At 73.1% G+C, this 17171-nt stretch carries 15 protein-coding genes; 12 read left to right on the plus strand and 3 right to left on the minus strand.

All coding sequences use genetic code 11. From position 1 onward, the window contains the following. Window positions 1-46 precede the first annotated feature (46 nt). From CR938_RS01975 to CR938_RS01985, 3 genes are all read right to left on the minus strand, one after another. Window positions 47-1255, minus strand: coding sequence for an acetyl-CoA C-acyltransferase (locus CR938_RS01975; protein WP_162123404.1), 1209 nt, complete (start codon window positions 1253-1255; stop codon window positions 47-49). A gap of 86 nt (window positions 1256-1341) precedes the next feature. Next, window positions 1342-3714, minus strand: coding sequence for a 3-hydroxyacyl-CoA dehydrogenase/enoyl-CoA hydratase family protein (locus tag CR938_RS01980; RefSeq protein WP_162123405.1), 2373 nt, complete (start codon window positions 3712-3714; stop codon window positions 1342-1344). A 25-nt stretch (window positions 3715-3739) separates the two neighbouring features. Beyond that, window positions 3740-4369 carry a TetR/AcrR family transcriptional regulator gene (locus tag CR938_RS01985; protein ID WP_162123431.1) on the minus strand — a complete coding sequence of 210 codons (630 nt, stop codon included), beginning with the start codon at window positions 4367-4369 and terminating at the stop codon, window positions 3740-3742. Between the two features lie 218 nt (window positions 4370-4587). Here CR938_RS01985 and ndk point away from each other — a divergent pair, with 218 nt between their 5' ends. The 12 genes from ndk (at window position 4588) to folD (ending at window position 17046) form a co-directional block, all read left to right on the plus strand. Continuing rightward, window positions 4588-5013 carry a nucleoside-diphosphate kinase gene (ndk, locus tag CR938_RS01990; protein ID WP_162123406.1) on the plus strand — a complete coding sequence of 142 codons (426 nt, stop codon included), beginning with the start codon at window positions 4588-4590 and terminating at the stop codon, window positions 5011-5013. Between the two features lie 30 nt (window positions 5014-5043). Next, window positions 5044-6255: a dual-specificity RNA methyltransferase RlmN gene (rlmN, locus tag CR938_RS01995; RefSeq protein ID WP_211365153.1), complete on the plus strand. Its 1212-nt coding sequence runs from the start codon at window positions 5044-5046 to the stop codon at window positions 6253-6255. Further along, on the plus strand, window positions 6242-7054 hold the full coding sequence (gene pilW / locus CR938_RS02000) for a type IV pilus biogenesis/stability protein PilW (protein ID WP_162123407.1): 813 nt from the start codon (window positions 6242-6244) through the stop codon (window positions 7052-7054). Before rlmN ends, pilW begins: the two co-directional genes overlap by 14 nt. Further along, entirely contained in the window at window positions 7051-7881 is an 831-nt protein-coding gene (locus CR938_RS02005; protein ID WP_425502406.1) for a RodZ domain-containing protein, read from the plus strand. Before pilW ends, CR938_RS02005 begins: the two co-directional genes overlap by 4 nt. Window positions 7882-7953: 72 nt before the next feature. Next, the gene (locus CR938_RS02010) at window positions 7954-8577 is read left to right on the plus strand and encodes a YfgM family protein (RefSeq protein ID WP_162123409.1); all 624 of its coding nucleotides are present in this window, start codon (window positions 7954-7956) and stop codon (window positions 8575-8577) included. Between the two features lies 1 nt (window position 8578). Continuing rightward, on the plus strand, window positions 8579-9793 hold the full coding sequence (bamB, locus tag CR938_RS02015) for an outer membrane protein assembly factor BamB (protein ID WP_162123410.1): 1215 nt from the start codon (window positions 8579-8581) through the stop codon (window positions 9791-9793). 18 nt (window positions 9794-9811) lie between these two features. Next, entirely contained in the window at window positions 9812-11212 is a 1401-nt protein-coding gene (gene der, locus CR938_RS02020; protein ID WP_162123411.1) for a ribosome biogenesis GTPase Der, read from the plus strand. Continuing rightward, complete coding sequence (locus CR938_RS02025) at window positions 11209-11766, plus strand: molybdenum cofactor guanylyltransferase (protein ID WP_162123412.1); 558 nt, start codon at window positions 11209-11211, stop codon at window positions 11764-11766. The genes der and CR938_RS02025 overlap by 4 nt, the downstream gene beginning before the upstream one ends. Before the next feature lie 23 nt (window positions 11767-11789). After that, window positions 11790-13010, plus strand: coding sequence for a molybdopterin molybdotransferase MoeA (locus CR938_RS02030; RefSeq protein WP_162123413.1), 1221 nt, complete (start codon window positions 11790-11792; stop codon window positions 13008-13010). Between the two features lie 72 nt (window positions 13011-13082). Then, window positions 13083-14222: a molybdopterin-synthase adenylyltransferase MoeB gene (moeB, locus tag CR938_RS02035; protein WP_162123414.1), complete on the plus strand. Its 1140-nt coding sequence runs from the start codon at window positions 13083-13085 to the stop codon at window positions 14220-14222. Between the two features lie 48 nt (window positions 14223-14270). Then, window positions 14271-16109 carry a monovalent cation:proton antiporter-2 (CPA2) family protein gene (locus tag CR938_RS02040; protein ID WP_162123415.1) on the plus strand — a complete coding sequence of 613 codons (1839 nt, stop codon included), beginning with the start codon at window positions 14271-14273 and terminating at the stop codon, window positions 16107-16109. Window positions 16110-16188: 79 nt separating this feature from the next. Continuing rightward, complete coding sequence (gene folD / locus CR938_RS02045) at window positions 16189-17046, plus strand: bifunctional methylenetetrahydrofolate dehydrogenase/methenyltetrahydrofolate cyclohydrolase FolD (RefSeq protein WP_211365151.1); 858 nt, start codon at window positions 16189-16191, stop codon at window positions 17044-17046. Window positions 17047-17171: the final 125 nt, after the last annotated feature.

The raw sequence follows: 17171 nt of genomic DNA on the forward strand, positions 1-17171 counted from the left end.
CGCCCGCGGGGCGCCGTTCGTTTCCGTGGCCGGCGGGTGGGGGCGGTCAGCCCGCCTCGAAGATGCCCGCCGCGCCCATGCCGGTGCCGATGCACATGGTCACCATGCCGTACTTCTGCTTGCGGCGGCGCAGGCCGTGCACCAGGGTGGCGGTACGGATGGCGCCGGTGGCACCCAGCGGATGGCCCAGGGCGATCGCGCCGCCCAGCGGGTTGACCTTGGCCGGGTCCAGGCCCAGGTCGCGGATCACCGCCAGCGCCTGCGCGGCGAAGGCCTCGTTGAGCTCGATCCAGTCCAGCTGCTCCTGGCTGATGCCGGCCTGCTTGAGCGCCTTCGGGATCGCGGCGATCGGGCCGATACCCATGACCTCCGGACGCACGCCGGCCACCGAGAAGCCGACGAAGCGGGCCAGCGGGGTCAGGCCGTACTCCTTGATGGCCTTCTCCGAGGCCAGCAGCACCGCGCCGGCGCCGTCGCTCATCTGCGAGGCGTTGCCGGCGGTGACGGTGCCGCCGAACTGGCCGTTGCGGAACACCGGGCGCAGCCTGGCCAGGCTCTCCAGCGAGGTGTCCGGGCGCGGGCCTTCGTCGGTGTCCACCAGCCTGCGCTTCTCGACGATGGTGTGGCCGGCCAGGTCGGGCACGTGCGAGACCACCTCGTACGGGGTGATCTCGTCGCGGAACTCGCCGGCGGCGATGGCGGCCAGCGCCTTCTGGTGGGAGGCGAGGGCGAAGGCGTCCTGGTCCTCGCGGCTGACCTTCCATTCCTCGGCCACCTTCTCGGCGGTGATGCCCATGCCGTAGGCGATGGCCACGTTCTCGTCGCGGGCGAAGACCTGCGGGCTGAGCGCGACCTTGTTGCCCATCATCGGCACCATGGACATGGACTCGGTGCCGCCGGCCAGCATCAGGTCGGCGTTGCCCAGGCGGATCTGGTCCGCGGCCAGGGCCACGGCCTGCAGGCCGGAGGAGCAGAAGCGGTTGATCGTCTGCGCGGCGATGGTGTTGGGCAGGCCGGCCAGCAGCAGGCCGATGCGGGCCACGTTCATGCCCTGCTCGGCCTCGGGCATGGCGCAGCCGATGATGGCGTCGTCGATGCGGTTGACGTCGATGCCCGGAGCCTGCGCGACCACGGCCTTCAGCACGTGGGCCAGCATCTCGTCCGGCCGGGTGTTGCGGAACACGCCCTTGGGCGCCTTGCCCACCGGGGTGCGGGTGGCGGCGACGATGTAGGCGTCCTGGATCTGCTTGCTCATGTTCTTTGTCTCGGTTGGGAGGATGAGTCGGCGGGCCTGGCGCCGGGGCGTGCCCGGCGCCACGCGCGGGGTGCGCGGTCGTCCGCTCAGTTCCTCAGGGGCTTGCCCGTCTTGAGCATGTGCGCGATGCGCGCCTGGGTCTTCTCCTGCTGCGCCAGCTCGACGAAGTGCTTGCGCTCCAAGCGCAGCAGCCACTCCTCGTCCACCTGGCTGCCGCGGTCGACCTGGCCGCCGCACAGCACGGTGGCGATGCGGGTGGCGATCTGGTCGTCGTGCTCGCTGATGAAGCGGCCCTCCAGCATGTTGACCAGCAGCATGCGGAAGGTGGCGATGCCGACGTCGCCGGCCACGGTGATGCTGCGCGCCGGTAGCGGCGGGCGGTAGCCGGCCTCGGCCAGGGCGCGCGCCTCGGCCTTGGCCACGTGCAGCAGCTCGAAGGCGTTGAACACGACCTTGTCGTCCGGGCGCAGCAGGCCCAGCTCCTTGGCCTCGATGGCCGAGGTGGACACCTTGGCCATGGCCACGGTCTCGAACACCTTCTTCAGCTCGGCGAACACGTCGCCGCCCGGGCCGGCCGCGCGCGCGGCGCGCACCGCCAGCTCCTTCAGGCCGCCACCGGCCGGCAGCAGGCCCACGCCGGCCTCGACCAGGCCGATGTAGCTCTCCAGGTGGGCCACGGTGCGGGCGCTGTGCATCTGGAACTCGCAGCCGCCGCCCAGGGCCATGCCGCGCACGGCGGCCACCACCGGCACCAGCGCGTACTTGATGCGCTGGCTGGTGCGCTGGAAATTGGCGACCAGGGCGTCGAACTCCTCCACCTTGCCGGCCTGCAGCAGGCCCAGCGCGCCGGCCAGGTCGGCGCCGGCGGAGAAGGGCTCCCTGTGCTGCCAGATCACCAGGCCCTGGAAGTCGCGCTCGGCGATGGAGATCGCCTCCTGCAGGCCGTTGAGCACGTGGTCGGAGACGGTGTTCATCTTGGTCTTGAACGAGACCACGGCGATGCCGTCGCCGTCGTGCCACATGCGCACGCCGTCGTTCTCGAACACGGTGGTGCCCGCGTCGAACTTCTCGCCCAGCAGCGGGTCGGGGAAGCGCTGGCGCTTGTACGCGGCCAGCGAGGAGCGCGGCACCATGGCGTTGCGCGCCGGGCTGTAGCTGCCCTCGGCGGCGTGCACGCCGTCACGGCCGTCCAGCACCCAGGCCGGCAGCGGGGCGTCGCTCATGGCCTTGCCGGCGGCGATGTCCTCTGCGATCCACTGCGCCACCTGCTTCCAGCCGGCGGCCTGCCAGGTCTCGAACGGACCCATGCTCCAGCCGTAGCCCCAGCGGATGGCCAGGTCCACGTCGCGGGCGGTGTCGGCGATGTCGGCCAGGTGGTAGGCCGCGTAGTGGAACAGGTCGCGGAACGCGGCCCACAGGAACTGCGCCTGCGGGTGGTTGCTCTCGCGCAGCCTGCGGAACTTCTCGGCCGGGTCCTTCGTCTTGAGGATCTCGACCACCTCGTCGGCGGCCTTGCGGTCGGCCGGGCGGTAGTCCTGCTTCTCCAGGTCCAGGACCAGGATGTCCTTGCCCACCTTGCGGAACACGCCGGCGCCGGCCTTCTGGCCCAGCGCGCCCTTGGCGATCAGCGCGGCCAGCCAGTCGGGCGACTGGAAGTACCTGTGCCACGGATCCTGCGGCAGGGTATCGGCCATGGTCTTGATGACGTGGGCCATGGTGTCCAGGCCGACGACGTCGGAGGTGCGGTAGGTGGCCGACTTCGGCCGGCCCACCAGCGGGCCGGTCAGCGCGTCCACCTCGTCGAAGCCCAGACCGAACTGGCGGGTGTGGTGGATGATGGACAGGATCGAGAACACGCCGATGCGGTTGCCGATGAAGTTCGGCGTGTCCTTGGCGTAGATCACGCCCTTGCCGATCTGGGTGGTGAGGAAGCCTTCCAGGCCCTCGAGCACCTTGCGGTCGGTGGTGTCGGCCGGGATCAGCTCGGCCAGGTGCATGTAGCGCGGCGGGTTGAAGAAGTGCACGCCGCAGAAGCGGTGGCGCAGCTGTTCCGGCAGCGCCTGGGCAAGCTTGTTGATGCCCAGGCCGGAGGTGTTGGAGGCCAGCACCGCGTGGTCGGCCACGTACGGGGCGATCTTGCGGTACAGGTCCTGCTTCCAGTCCATCCGCTCGGCGATGGCCTCGATCACCAGGTCGCAGCCGCGCAGCAGCTCCAGGCCGGTCTCGTAGTTGGCCGGGGTGATGGCGCCGGCCAGCGACCTGCTGGCCAGCGGTGCCGGGCTGAGCTTGCCCAGGTTGGCGATGGCCTTCAGGACCACCCCGTTGGGATCGCCCTCCCTGGCGGGCAGGTCGAACAGCACGGTATCCACGCCCGCATTGGTCAGGTGGGCGGCGATCTGGGCGCCCATCACGCCGGCGCCCAGGACGGCGGCGCGGCGCACAAGCAGTTTCTCGGACATTGTCGTTACCTCGAGGTGGCGGATGTCACTGCGCCGGGGCCTGCAGGCCCGCGGCGGCGAAACGGATCAGTTCCCGCGCCGCGCGGGCGCGGTGGGCGGCCTCGCTGGCGCCGGGCGGGCGCTTGATGAGACCGAAGTCGGACATGGCGTAGGTCAGGGCACCGGCAAGGAAGTCCAGGCGCCAGTACAGCGTTTCCTTGTCCAGGCCGGGCAGGCACCCGGCCATGGCCTTGCCGAACTCGCGCAGGACGTGGCCGTAGTGGTCGGACAGGAACCTGCGCAGGCTCTCGTTGTGCTCGGCGTAGGCCCGGGCGATGACCCGGACGAAGGCGGCGCCTCCGTTGCGATCCTGCGCCAGGGCCAGTGCCGGTTCGATGAAGGCGGCCAGGATCGGCTCCAGCTGGCCGGGGTGGTCGCGCACGGCCGCCTCCAGCTGCTGCAGGCGCTGGGCGCTCATCGCGTCCATGCGCCGGCGGAAGACCTCGTTGATCAGGTGCTCCTTGGAGCCGAAGTGGTAGTTGACCGCGGCGATGTTGACCGCGGCCAGGCTGGTGACCTGGCGCAGCGAAGTGCCGGCGAAGCCGTGCTGGGCGAACAGCTCCTCGGCGGCGCTGAGGATCCGGTCCTTGGTGGAGAAGTGTGCCGGCCTGCCCACGGTCGGGCCCTTCAATCAAACGATTGTTTTATCCTAGGCCCGGCCCGGCGGCCCGGTCATTTTGCATTGCAGCATGGCGGCCCCGCCGGGCCGGCGGGCATGCTAGAATCGCGTCACGATTCCCAGCTAAGCCCGCGCCCCGCCGCGGGTTTTTCTGTTAACCTCGGGCCGGTTGGCCCGGGATGCCGTCCCATCCATCCGAGAAAAGAAGAACGCACATGGCGCTGGAGCGCACCCTGTCCATCATCAAGCCCGATGCCGTCGCCAAGAACGTCATCGGCGAGATCTACACCCGTTTCGAGAAGGCCGGCCTGAAGATCGTGGCCGCCAAGTACAAGCTGCTGACCCGCCGCGAGGCCGAGGGCTTCTATGCGGTGCACCGCGAGCGCCCGTTCTTCAACGCCCTGGTCGAGTTCATGACCTCCGGCCCGGTGATGATCCAGGTGCTGGAGGGCGAGAACGCGGTGGCCAAGCACCGCGAGATCCTGGGCGCCACCAACCCGAAGGAGGCCGCGCCGGGCACCATCCGTGCCGACTTCGCCGAGTCGATCGACGCCAACGCCGCGCACGGCTCTGACTCGGTCGAGAACGCCAACATCGAGATCGCCTACTTCTTCGCGGCGACCGAAGTGGTCTCGCGCTGAGGACGCAGCGACGTGGCCGGGCTCCAGCCGATTCCCAGCGTGACCATCACCGGCGGCGGCAGCGCCGCCGGCGGCGCCGCGCGCCAGAACCTGCTGGAGCTCGACCGCGCGGGCCTGGAGCGTTTCTTCGAGGAGGTCCTCGGCGAGAAGCGCTACCGCGCCCACCAGGTGATGAAGTGGATCCACCACCGCTACGTCACCGACTTCGACCAGATGACCGACCTCGGCAAGGCGCTGCGCGCCAAGCTCAGGGAGCACGCCGAGGTCGTCGTCCCCAACGTGGTGTTCGACAAGCCCTCCGCCGACGGTACCCACAAGTGGCTGCTGGCGATGGACGCCGACGGCCGCAACGCCGTGGAGACGGTGTTCATCCCGGACAAGGGGCGCGGCACCCTGTGCGTGTCCTCGCAGGTCGGTTGCGGCCTGAACTGCACCTTCTGTTCGACCGCCACCCAGGGCTTCAACCGCAACCTGACCACCGCCGAGATCATCGGCCAGGTCTGGACCGCCGCCCGCCACCTGGGCAACGTGCCGCACCAGCAGCGCAAGCTCACCAACGTGGTGATGATGGGCATGGGCGAGCCGCTGATGAACTTCGACAACGTCGTGCGCGCGATGAGCGTGATGCGCGACGACCTGGGCTACGGCCTGGCGAACAAGCGGGTGACCCTGTCCACCTCCGGCCTGGTGCCGATGATCGACCGGCTCTCGGCCGAGAGCGACGTGTCCCTGGCCGTGTCGCTGCATGCGCCCAACGACGAGCTGCGCGAGCAGCTGGTCCCGCTGAACAGGAAGTACCCGATCGCCGAGCTGATGGCCGCCTGCGTGCGCTACCTGCGCGCCAACCGCCGCCGCGAGTCGGTCACCTTCGAGTACACCCTGATCAAGGGGGTCAACGACCAGCCCGAGCATGCCCGCCAGCTGGCCAGGCTGATGCGCCAGTTCGACAACGCGGTGCAGGCGCGCGATTCGGGCAAGGTCAACCTGATCCCGTTCAATCCCTTCCCGGGCACCCGCTACGAACGCCCGGACGAGGCGACCATCCGCGCCTTCCAGAAGATCCTGCTCGACGCCCAGGTGCTGACCATGGTGCGGCGGACCCGCGGCGACGACATCGACGCCGCCTGCGGGCAGCTCAAGGGGCAGGTCATGGACCGGACCCGGCGGCAGGCGGAGTTCCGGCGCAGTCTGCAGGGGGGGCAGCAGGCCCCCGCCAGGGCCGAGGGGCATGCGGCGGCCTGAGTTGCCGCTGATCCTGGCCTGCTGCGCGCTGCTGCTGGCAGCGTGCTCGAAGTCGCCGACGGTAAAACCCGTGAAGATCCGCGGCACCGAGCAGGTGGCGCCCGTGTACCGCGTCCAGGACGGCCCGGAGACCAAGCGCCGGGTGCGCGTGCGCGACATACTCAGCCTGGCCGCGCAGCGGCTGGCGGCCGGCGACGTGGAGGCGGCCGGCCGCGAGGCGGCCAGGGCGCTGAAGCTGGATCCGGCCTCGGCCGAGGCCCACACCCTGCTGGCGGCGGTGGCCACCGCCCAGGGCCGCGACCAGGCGGCCGGCGAGCACTACCGGCGGGCGGCCGAGCTGGCCCCCGACCGCGGCGAGATGCTCAACAATTACGGCGCCTGGCTGTGCGCCAACGGCTACCCGGCCGAGTCCCTGGTCTGGTTCGACCGGGCCCTGGTCACGCCGGGCTACGCCTCGCCGGCCGCGGCGCTGGCCAACGCCGGCGGCTGCGCCCTGCGCAGCGGGCAGCTGGAGCGCGCGGTGCACGACCTGCGTGCGGCGATCGAGCTGGATCCGGTCAACGCCTACGCGCTGGCCAGCCTGGCCGAATACGAATTCCGCCAGGGACGGTACCTGCAGGCGAGGGCGTTCGTGGAGCGCCGGCTGGCCGCTGCGCCGGCCGACGCTTCCGTGCTACAACTCGCTGCCGACATAGAGCAACGGCTCGGCGATGGGGTAGCCGCAAGCCGGTACCTACAGCGGCTGAGGACGGAGTTTCCGCAGGCCGCCAGTGCCAATTCCGGGGGCAACCAACAGTGATGCAGGATTCCAAGGCGAACATCCTCAGCGATGCGCAGGAGTGCGGGCGGCGTCTGCAGGAGGCCCGCACGTCGGCAGGTTTCTCTCTGGAGGAAGCGGCCCGGCGCCTGCACATGCCGGTGCACGTGGTGCGGGCCCTGGAGGAGGGGCGCTGGGAAGTGGTCGGCGCCCAGGTGTTCGTGCGCGGCCAGATCCGCAGCTACGCCAGGCTGGTCGGGCTGGATCCGGGCGAGCTGCTGAAGGAGGAGCTGCTGCCGCCCTCCGCGCCGGTGGAGCTGGTCAGCCACGCCCACACCCCGCGCCTGCAGCGGGTGATGGAGGGCATGGGCCGGCGCGTGGTGTACGTGGTGATCACCGCCGCGATCGCCGTGCCGGCCTGGCTGGCCACCCGTTCGCATTTTTCCCAGGTGCCGCCGGTGGCCGCCTCGCTGGACGTGGTGCCGCCGGCCGCCACCGACGCCGTGGTCCCGCCGGCGGGCGAAACCCGCGCGCCGGCGCACGCCAACGCCCCGTACGTGGCCTCGCTGGCGCCGCGGGTCAAGCCGCAGGCCGAGGCGCCGCGGGCTGCGGCGCTGCAGTTCGATTTCGAAGGCGAGAGCTGGCTGCAGGTCGTGGGCCGCGATGGCCAGGTGCTGGAGCAGGGCCTGATGCGCGCCGGCGAGGCGCGCAGCTTCCCGCTGGCGGAGGTGGCGCGGGTGGTGCTGGGCAACGCCGCCGCCGTGCGCGTTCAGCAGGGCGACAGCATCGTTGACCTGACGCCGTTCCGGCGGGCGAACGTCGCCCGCTTTGCGGTATCCTCTGACGGTTCCGTGACCGCGGCCGAGTAAGGCCGCGCGCGGTCCGCCACTTCCCGGTTCACCACGACCCCGGCGCCGCTCCGGCGCGGGGCAGGATCACGCATGGCAATCGACGACCTTCTGGACGAGCACGAACAGGGCGAACGCGTCCGCAACTGGCTGCGCAGGAACGCGCTGGGCCTGGTGGGCGGCGTCGCCCTCGGCATCGCCGCGATCTACGGCTGGCAGTGGTGGCAGGGCCACCAGCTGCGCCAGGCGCAGCAGGCACACGCGGCCTACGAACAGGCGATGCGCGACATCGAGGCCGGCACCGACAACGCCGGCGCCGCGCTGGCCGGGCAGAAGGGCGTGTACGCCCAGCTGGCCGCGCTGCGCGTGGCCAAGGCCCAGGTCGAGGCCGGCAAGCTCGACGATGCCATCGCCACCCTGCGCGGCATCGAGGCCGACCCGGAGCTGGCGCCGGTGGTGCAGCAGCGCCTGGCCCAACTGCTGCTCGCCTCGGGCAGGCACGAGGAGGCGCTGAAGGCGCTGGAGGGTGCGGGCGAGCCGGCGGCGATGGAGCTGCGCGGCGACGCGCTGCTGGCCGCCGGCCAGCGCGAGCAGGCGCGCGGGGAATACGAGCGGGCGCTGACCGCGCTGGACGTCGCCTCGCCGGCCCGCCGCCGCCTGGAACTGAAGCTGCAGGAAGCCGGCGGCCGCGTGCCCGACCCGGCGGAAGCGATCTGACATGAGGCGCCTGGACATGTGGAAGCGGATGGCGGCCATGGCCGCGCTGGTGTCGGCGCTGGCCGGCTGTTCGACCGTCAAGGGCTGGTTCGCCGGCAAGAACGCGGAGGCCAAGAAGGCCACCGAGCCGGCCGAGCTGGTGGACTTCGAACCCACCGTGCGGCCGTCGCGGCTGTGGTCGGTAGACCTGGGCGACGGCGAGCGCCGCGTCGGCACCCGCCAGGTGCCGGCCATCGCCGACGGCCGCGTGTACGCCGCGGCCGGCGAGAACGAGCTGTTCGCCCTGGACCTGCACACCGGCAAGCAGGTGTGGCGCCACCGCGTCGAGTACGACAAGAAGACCGACAAGGGCGGCCCGATGCGCCTGGCCGGCAGCCCCGGCGTGGGCGAGGGCCTGGTGGCCGTCGGCAGCCTGGGTGGCGACGTGCTGGTGCTGGACGCGGCCACCGGCGCCGAGCGCTGGCGCGCCCGCGTCAGTTCCGAGGTGATCGCGCCGCCGGCCATCGCCATGGGCCTGGTGTTCGTGCGCAGCAACGACGGCCGCATCAGCGCCTTCGACGCGGCCACCGGCGAGCGCCGCTGGTTCCGCGACCACGAGCTGCCGAGCCTGACCGTGCGCGGCAACGCGCCGCTGACCATCGGCCCGGGCGTGCTGTTCTCCGGCAACGACGACGGCACCGTGACCGCGATGGCCATGAACGACGGCCGCGTGCTGTGGGAGCTGCCGGTCGGCCTGCCCGAGGGCCGCAGCGAGCTGGAGCGCATGGCCGACGTGGACGGCGCCCCGGTCCTGGAGGACACCACGCTGTACGCCTCCAGCTACAAGAACCGCACCCTGGCCATCGACGGTCCCAGCGGCCGGCCGATGTGGCAGAGCGAGCACGGCGGCGCCGGCGGCATCGGTGTGTCCGCCTCCTACCTGGTGGTGGCCAACGCCTCCGGCACCGTTTACGCCCTGGACAAGAACAGCGGCGCGGCGATGTGGTCGCAGGACGCGCTGGCGCGCCGTTCGCTGACCGGCCCGGCGGTGCACGGCGACTACGCCGTGGTGGGCGACTTCGAGGGCTACCTGCACTGGCTGCGCCTGGAGGACGGTGCCCTGGCCGCGCGTGCGCGCGTGGGCCGCAAGGCCATCAAGGGCCAGCCGCAGGTGGCCGACGGCATCCTGGTGGTGCAGAACATCCGGGGCGACCTGGCCGCGTTCCGCCTCGACTGACCGACACGGGAATCCCACATGCTGCCGCTGGTTGCGCTGGTCGGACGGCCGAACGTCGGCAAGTCCACGTTGTTCAATGCGCTTACCCGCAGCCGGGACGCGCTGGTCCACGACCAGCCGGGCGTGACCCGTGACCGCCACTACGGGGTGTGCCGGCTCGACCCGGAGCGCCCGTTCCTGCTGGTGGACACCGGCGGCATCGCCGGCGAGGAGGAGGGCCTGGCCGGCGCCACCGCGCGCCAGGCGCGCGCCGCCGCCGCCGAGGCCGACCTGATCCTGTTCGTGGTGGACGGCCGCGACGGCCCCTCGGCCCTGGACGACGAGATCCTGGCCTGGCTGCGCAAGCTGGACCGGCCCACGCTGCTGGTCGTCAACAAGATCGACGGCACCTTCGAGGAGGCCGTGCGCGCCGAGTTCGCGCACTACGGCTTCCCGGAGATGCTGGCGGTCTCGGCCGCGCACCGCCAGGGCCTGGACGACCTGCACGAGGAGGTGCAGGCGCGGCTGCCGGAGCAGGGCAGCGGCGAGGCGCTGGACGAGGACCCGGAGCGCCTGCGCATCGCCTTCGTCGGCCGCCCGAACGTGGGCAAGTCCACCCTGGTCAACCGCCTGCTGGGCGAGGAGCGGGTGATCGCCTCGGAGGTGCCGGGCACCACCCGCGACGCCATCGCCGTGGACCTGGAGCGCGACGGCCGCCGCTACCGCCTGGTGGACACCGCCGGCATCCGCCGCCGTTCGCGCGTCGAGGAGGCGGTGGAGAAGTTCAGCGTGGTCAAGACGCTGCAGGCCATCGAGCAGTGCCAGGTGGCGGTGGTGATGCTGGACGCCTCCGAGGGCGTGACCGACCAGGATGCCACCGTGCTGGGCGCGGTGCTGGACGCCGGCCGCGCCCTGGTGGTGGCGGTCAACAAGTGGGACGGCCTGACGCCCTACCAGCGCGAGCAGGCCGAGGTGGCCCTGCAGCGCAAGCTGGCCTTCGTGCCGTGGGCGGAGCCGGTGCGCATCTCGGCCCTGCACGGCTCGGGCCTGCGCGAGCTGTTCCGCGCCATCCACCGCGCCCATGCCTCGGCCACCCGCACCTTCAGCACCAGTGAGGTCAACCGGGCGCTGGAGGCGGCCTACCAGGCCAACCCGCCGCCGAGCATCCGCGGCCACGTCTCCAAGCTGCGCTACGCCCACCCGGGCGGCGAGAACCCGCCGACCTTCGTCATCCACGGCACCCGACTCAAGGAGCTGCCGGACTCGTACAAGCGCTACCTCGAGAACTTCTTCCGCAAGCGCTTCAAGCTGGTCGGCACGCCGGTGCGGCTGGAGTTCCGCGAGGGCAGCAACCCGTTCGAGGGCCGCAGGAACGAGCTGACCGAGCGGCAGATCAAGCGCCGCCGCCGGCTGCTGCGCCACGTCAAGCGCGGCAAGTGAGCGCCGCCCCCGACGCCGCGGGCATCACCCTGGGCCTGCTGGCCGCCGGCGGTGCGGCCGGCGCAGCCTGGCGCAAGCGCGACGGCCGGCCGCAGGTGCTGCGCCTGGCCCGGCGCTTCCCGGGCGAGGTGGCGGCGGTCCGGGTCGCGGCCGATGCCGACTTCGACCGCTATGCCGCGGCGGGCCTGTGGGCGGTGCCGGCCGGGCCGGATGCCGCCGCCACCCTGGCCGCGCTGGTGGCCGCCTGCGCCACGCCCTGGCTCCTGACCCTGCCGGTGGACCTGTTCGACACCAACGACTGCCTGGTGCGCACCCTGGCCGCCTGTCGCGGCGAGGACGGCGCGGTGGCGGTGGACGCCGACGGTGTGCAGCCGCGCGTGGCCCTGTACCGGGTGGAGGCGCTGCGCGGGGCGCTGCCGGCGGCGCTGGCCGCGGGCGAGGGCGTGGAGGCGCTGCAGGCGCGGCTGCGCCTGGCCGCGGTGCCCTTCGCCGGCGTACGCTTCGGCCGTCTGCCGCCGGCGGCGGGCCTGCCGCCGCTGGTGCCGCCGCGCTGATCCCGTTCCGCCGAGGGCCCGCGATGACCGAATCCTTCCCCGGCCACATCCCCGTCCGGCAGGCGCTGGAACTGGTGCGCCAGGCCGCCGCGGCGCGGCGCGGCGAGGCCGGGCAGGGGCCGACCCGCCAGGCCGACGGCCGCGTGCTGGCCGCCGACATCGCCGCGCCGATCCCGCTGCCGCCGTTTGCCAACAGCGCGATGGACGGCTTCGCCTTCCGCCACGCCGACCTGGCCCGGGCCGGGGAGGCGGGGCTGGAACTGGCCGGCGCCCAGTACGCCGGCCGGGACCTGGGCCTGCACCTGCGGCCGGGGCAGTGCGCGCGCGTCGCCACCGGCGCGCCGCTGCCGGCCGGCGCCGACACCGTGGTGCCGCGCGAGCACGCGCAGGAGCGCGCCGGCCGCGTCCGCCTCCCCGCCGACGCGGCGCCCGGCGCCTTCGTCCGCCACGCCGGCGAGGACGTGCGGGCCGGCGAGGTGGTGCTGCATGCCGGACAGGTGCTGCCCCCGGCGCGGATCGGCCTGTGCATGGCGCTGGGCCTGGACCGCCTGCCGGTGTTCCCGCGCCCGACCGTGGCGGTGCTGACCGGCGGCGACGAGCTGGTCGAGCCGGGCCTGCCGCTGGCGCCGGGCCAGGGCTACGACAGCAACCGCGGCCTGCTGATGGCGCAGCTGCGGGCGCTGGGCCTGGAGCCGGTGGCCTGGCCGGCCATGCCCGACGATCCGGCTCTGCTGGATTCCCTGCTGCGCGACGCTACCGCCAGCTTCGACGTGGTGCTGGCCTGCGGCGGCGTCTCCGCCGGTGACCGCGACTTCCTGCCCGGCTGGCTGGCCGCGCATGGCCGGGTGCACTTCTGGCGGGTGCGCCTGCGCCCGGGCATGCCGGGGCTGTTCGGCCAGGCCGGCCGGGCGCTGGTGCTGGGCCTGCCCGGCAATCCGGTCTCGGTGCTGGCCTCCTTCACCGTGCTCGGCCGGCCGCTGCTGGATGCCCTGCAGGGGCGGACCGAGCCGCGGCCGCGCTGGCGCGCGCGCCTGGCCGCGCCCTGGCGCAAGCGCCACGACCGCGCCGAGTTCCTGCGCGGGCGCCTGGAGGTGGACGACGGGGCCACGCTGCGCGTGCACCCGGACCCGGCCGAGGGCTCGCACCGCCTGCGCGCCGCGGCCGCCGCCGACGTGCTCATCGCTCTGGAGGAGGGCGCCCGCGAGTACGCCGCCGGCGAGCTGGTGGACGTCCTGCCGCTGTGAAGGCGGCATCCCTGGCCACACTGTCCCGCCAGTGGGCCGTGCGTGCGCGGCGCGCATCCGCATAATGCCCGCATGGGCATCACCGAACTGACACCGGAACAGGCACGCGAGCGCCAGCGCCACGGCGCGCTGCTGATCGACATCCGCGAGGCGCACGAGCGCGTCTCCGGCCAGGCGGAGGGTGCGCTGGGCATCGCCCGCGCCGAGCTGGAGGCGGCGCCGGAGCGGCACCTGCCGTCGCCGGACGCCGAGGTGCTGCTGATCTGCCAGGCCGGCAAGCGCTCGCGCGAGGCCGGCGCGGCGCTGCGTGCGGCCGGCTACCGCAACGTGCACTCGGTGGCCGGCGGCACCACGCGCTGGATCGAGGCCGGGCTGCCGGTGGTGCGCCCGCGGCTGGACCCGGACGAGGCCGACTTCCTCGAGCGCTACTCGCGCCACCTGCGCCTGCCCGAGGTGGGCGTGGCCGGGCAGCGGCGCCTGCAGCAGGCACGCGTGCTGCTGGTCGGCGCCGGGGGGCTGGGCTCGCCGGCGGCCTATTACCTGGCCGCGGCCGGCGTGGGTCACCTGCGCATCGTGGACGACGACCACGTGGACCGCTCCAACCTGCAGCGGCAGATCCTGCACACCGAGGACGCCGTGGGCACGCCCAAGGTCGAATCGGCCGCCGCGCGCCTGCGCGCGCTCAACCCGCGGGTGCGGATCGAGCCGGTGGCCGCGCGGGTGGTTTCGGACAACGTCGAGGCCCTGCTCGAGGGCATGGACGTGGGGGTGGACGGCTCGGACAACTTCCCGCTGCGCTACCTGCTCAACGACGCCTGCGTGAAGCTGGGCAAGCCGCTGGTGTACGGCGCGGTGCAGCGCTTCGAGGGCCAGGTGAGCGTGTTCGACGCCGGCCGCCGGCGCGGCCAGGCGCCGTGCTACCGCTGCCTGTTCCCGGAACCGCCGCCGCCGGAGTTCGCGCCCAACTGCGCCGAGGCCGGCGTGCTGGGCGTGCTGCCGGGGATCATCGGCCTGCTCCAGGCCACCGAGGCGGTCAAGCTGCTGCTGGGCATCGGCACGCCGTTGACGGGGCGCCTGCTGCAGTTCGACGCGCTGGGCATGCGCTTCCGCGAGACCCGCCCGGCCGCCGACCCGGGCTGCCCGGTGTGGGCGGCCGGGCGGCCGTTCCCCGGCTACATCGACTACGCCCGGTTCTGCAGCGCCGGCGGCTGAGCTTCCCACGCCGGCGCACGCCCGGCACGCACACCCAGGAGGTCCCCGATGGCGGTCGAAGCCGCTCCCGGCAGCGAGCTGGTCCTGGTCAAGGTGGTCGCGCTGCTGGGCGCGGCGGTGGTGACGGTGCCGTTGTTCCGGCGCCTGGGTCTGGGCCCGGTGCTCGGCTACCTGGCCGCCGGCCTGCTGGTCGGGCCGTTCGGGCTGGGCTGGTTCTCCGATCCGCAGGCCATCCTGCACGTGGCCGAACTGGGCGTGGTCATGTTCCTGTTCCTGGTGGGGCTGGAGATGCGTCCGGCGCACCTGTGGAACCTGCGCGGGCAGATCTTCGGCCTGGGCGCCCTGCAGATCGGCGCCTGCACCGCGGCCCTGACCGGGGTGGGGCTGCTGGCCGGCCTGCCGCCGGCGGCGGCCTTCATCGGTGCGGCCGGCTTCGTGCTCACCTCCACGGCCATCGTCATGCAGCTGCTGGGCGAGCGCGGCGACATCGCCCTGCCGCACGGCCAGCGCATCGTCTCCATCCTCCTGTTCGAGGACCTGCTGATCGTGCCGCTGCTGGCGCTGGTGGCGTTCATGGCGCCGCTGCCGGCCGGGGAGGGCGGGGTGCGCTGGCGCGACGTGGCCACCGGCGTGGCGGCGCTGGCCGGGCTGGTGGTGGCCGGGGTGTGGCTGCTCAACCCGATGTTCCGCCTGCTGGCCGGCGCCCGCGCGCGCGAGCTGATGACCGCCGCCGCGCTGCTGGTGGTGCTGGGCGCGGCGCTGCTGATGGAGGTGGGCGGCCTGTCCATGGCCATGGGCGCGTTCCTGGCCGGTGTGCTGCTGTCCGGCTCCAGCTTCCGCCACCAGCTGGAGGCGGACATCGAGCCGTTCCGCGGCCTGCTGCTGGGCCTGTTCTTCCTGGGCGTGGGCATGGCCCTGGACCTGCGCGTGGTGGCGGCCGAGGCGCGCCTGGTGCTGCTGCTGGTGCCGGCGATGATGCTGGCCAAGGGCCTGTGCATCTACGCGGTGGCCCGGCTGCTGCGCAGCCCGCACGCCGAGGCCCTGGACCGGGCCGGGCTGATGGCGCAGGGCGGCGAGTTCGCCTTCGTGCTGTTCGCCGCCGCGGCCGGCACCGGGCTGGGGGACGCGCGCACCTCGGCCACGCTGACCGCGGTGGTGGTGTTGTCCATGGTGCTCACGCCGCTGGTGCAGGTGGCGGTGGGCCGGTTCCTCCCGGCGCGCGCGCGGCCGTCCATGGACGGCATCGACGTGCCCAGGGGGCTGGACGGCAGCGTGCTGATCATCGGCTTCGGCCGCTTCGGCCAGGTGATGAGCCAGGCGCTGCTGGCCCGCGACGTGGACGTGACCATCATCGACACCGACGTGGACATGATCCGCAGCGCCGCCGAGTTCGGCTTCAAGGTCTACTACGGCGACGGTACCCGCCTGGACGTGCTGCACGCCTCCGGTGCCGGGCGGGCGCGGGCGGTGGCGGTGTGCGTGGACGACCGCGATGCGGCCACCCGCATCGCTACCCTGGTGCGCGAGTCCTTCCCGCAGGCCAGGGTGCTGGTGCGCGCCTACGACCGCGAGCACGCCCGCCAGCTGGTGGAGGCGGGCGTGGACTTCCAGGTGCGCGAGACCTTCGCCGCGGCGGTGGAGTTCGGCGAGGCCGCGCTGCGCGCGGTGGGCGTACCGGAGAACGAGGCCGCCGCCATCGCCGAGGAGGTGCGCCGGCTGGACGCCGAGCGCTTCGCCCTGGAACTGGCCTCCGGCAGCCTGGAGGGCGGCAAGCGGATGCTGCGCACCAACGTGCCCCAGCCCACGCCGCTGCGGCCGCCGCAGCGCCGGGGCCAGCGCCTGGACGGCGCGGCGGAGGCGGACGGGGCGGGGCCGCCCGCGGCCTGAGCGCGCCGTGCCCTACCGGGAAGGGCGACGGATGGACGACAATACCGTCTTCCCTTCCGCCACGCCGGACTCCCGCCCGATGACCGCCCGCATCCTCGATGGCCGCCGCGTCGCCGACGCGCTGCTGGACGAACTCCGGACCCGTGTCGAAGCCCGCGTCGCCGCCGGCCGCTCCCGGCCCGGCCTGGCCGTGGTGCTGGTGGGCAACGACCCGGCCTCGGCCGTGTACGTGCGCAACAAGCGCCGCGCCGCGGAGAAGGTGGGCATCGAGGCCTTCGACTACGACCTGCCGGCCGGCACCCGCGAGGAGGAGCTGCTGGCCCTGGTGGACAGGCTCAACGCCGACCCGAAGGTGCACGGCATCCTGGTGCAGCTGCCACTGCCGGGCATCCCCGACGCCAGCCGCCTGATCGAGCGGATCGACCCGCGCAAGGACGTCGACGGCTTCCACCCCTCCAACGTCGGCCACCTGGCCCTGCGCCAGTTCGGCCTGCGCCCGTGCACCCCGCGCGGCATCATGACCCTGCTGGCCCACACTGACCGCCCGGTGCGCGGCCGCAACGCCACCGTGGTGGGGGTGAGCAACCACGTCGGCCGGCCGATGGTGCTGGAGCTGCTGATCGCCGGCTGCACCGTGACCGCCTGCCACAAGTTCACCCCGCGCGAGGTGCTGGAGCAGTCGGTGCGCAGCGCCGACATCCTGGTGGTGGCGGTGGGCCGGCCGGGCATCGTCCCGGGCGAGTGGGTCAAGCCCGGGGCGGTGGTGATCGACGTGGGCATCAACCGCCTGGACGACGGCCGTCTGGTCGGCGACGTGGGCTACGAGGCCGCGGCCGGGCGCGCCAGCTGGATCACCCCGGTCCCGGGCGGGGTGGGCCCGATGACCGTGGCCACCCTGATGCAGAACACCATCGAGGCGGCCGAGGCGGCCGACTGAGCCGGCGTCCCGGCCGGGCAGGGCGCCCGGCCGGGCCAGGGATGGGATGCAGCGTGCCCGGCGGGGCCGGCGGCGGTGCCGGATCGGGTTTATAATGACGCGCTTCCCCACTTCCGGGTATGCCG

Origin of the sequence: Pseudoxanthomonas taiwanensis (assembly GCF_010093135.1) — a bacterium.
In the GTDB taxonomy this organism is placed as follows: Bacteria; Pseudomonadota; Gammaproteobacteria; order Xanthomonadales; family Xanthomonadaceae; genus Pseudoxanthomonas; species Pseudoxanthomonas taiwanensis.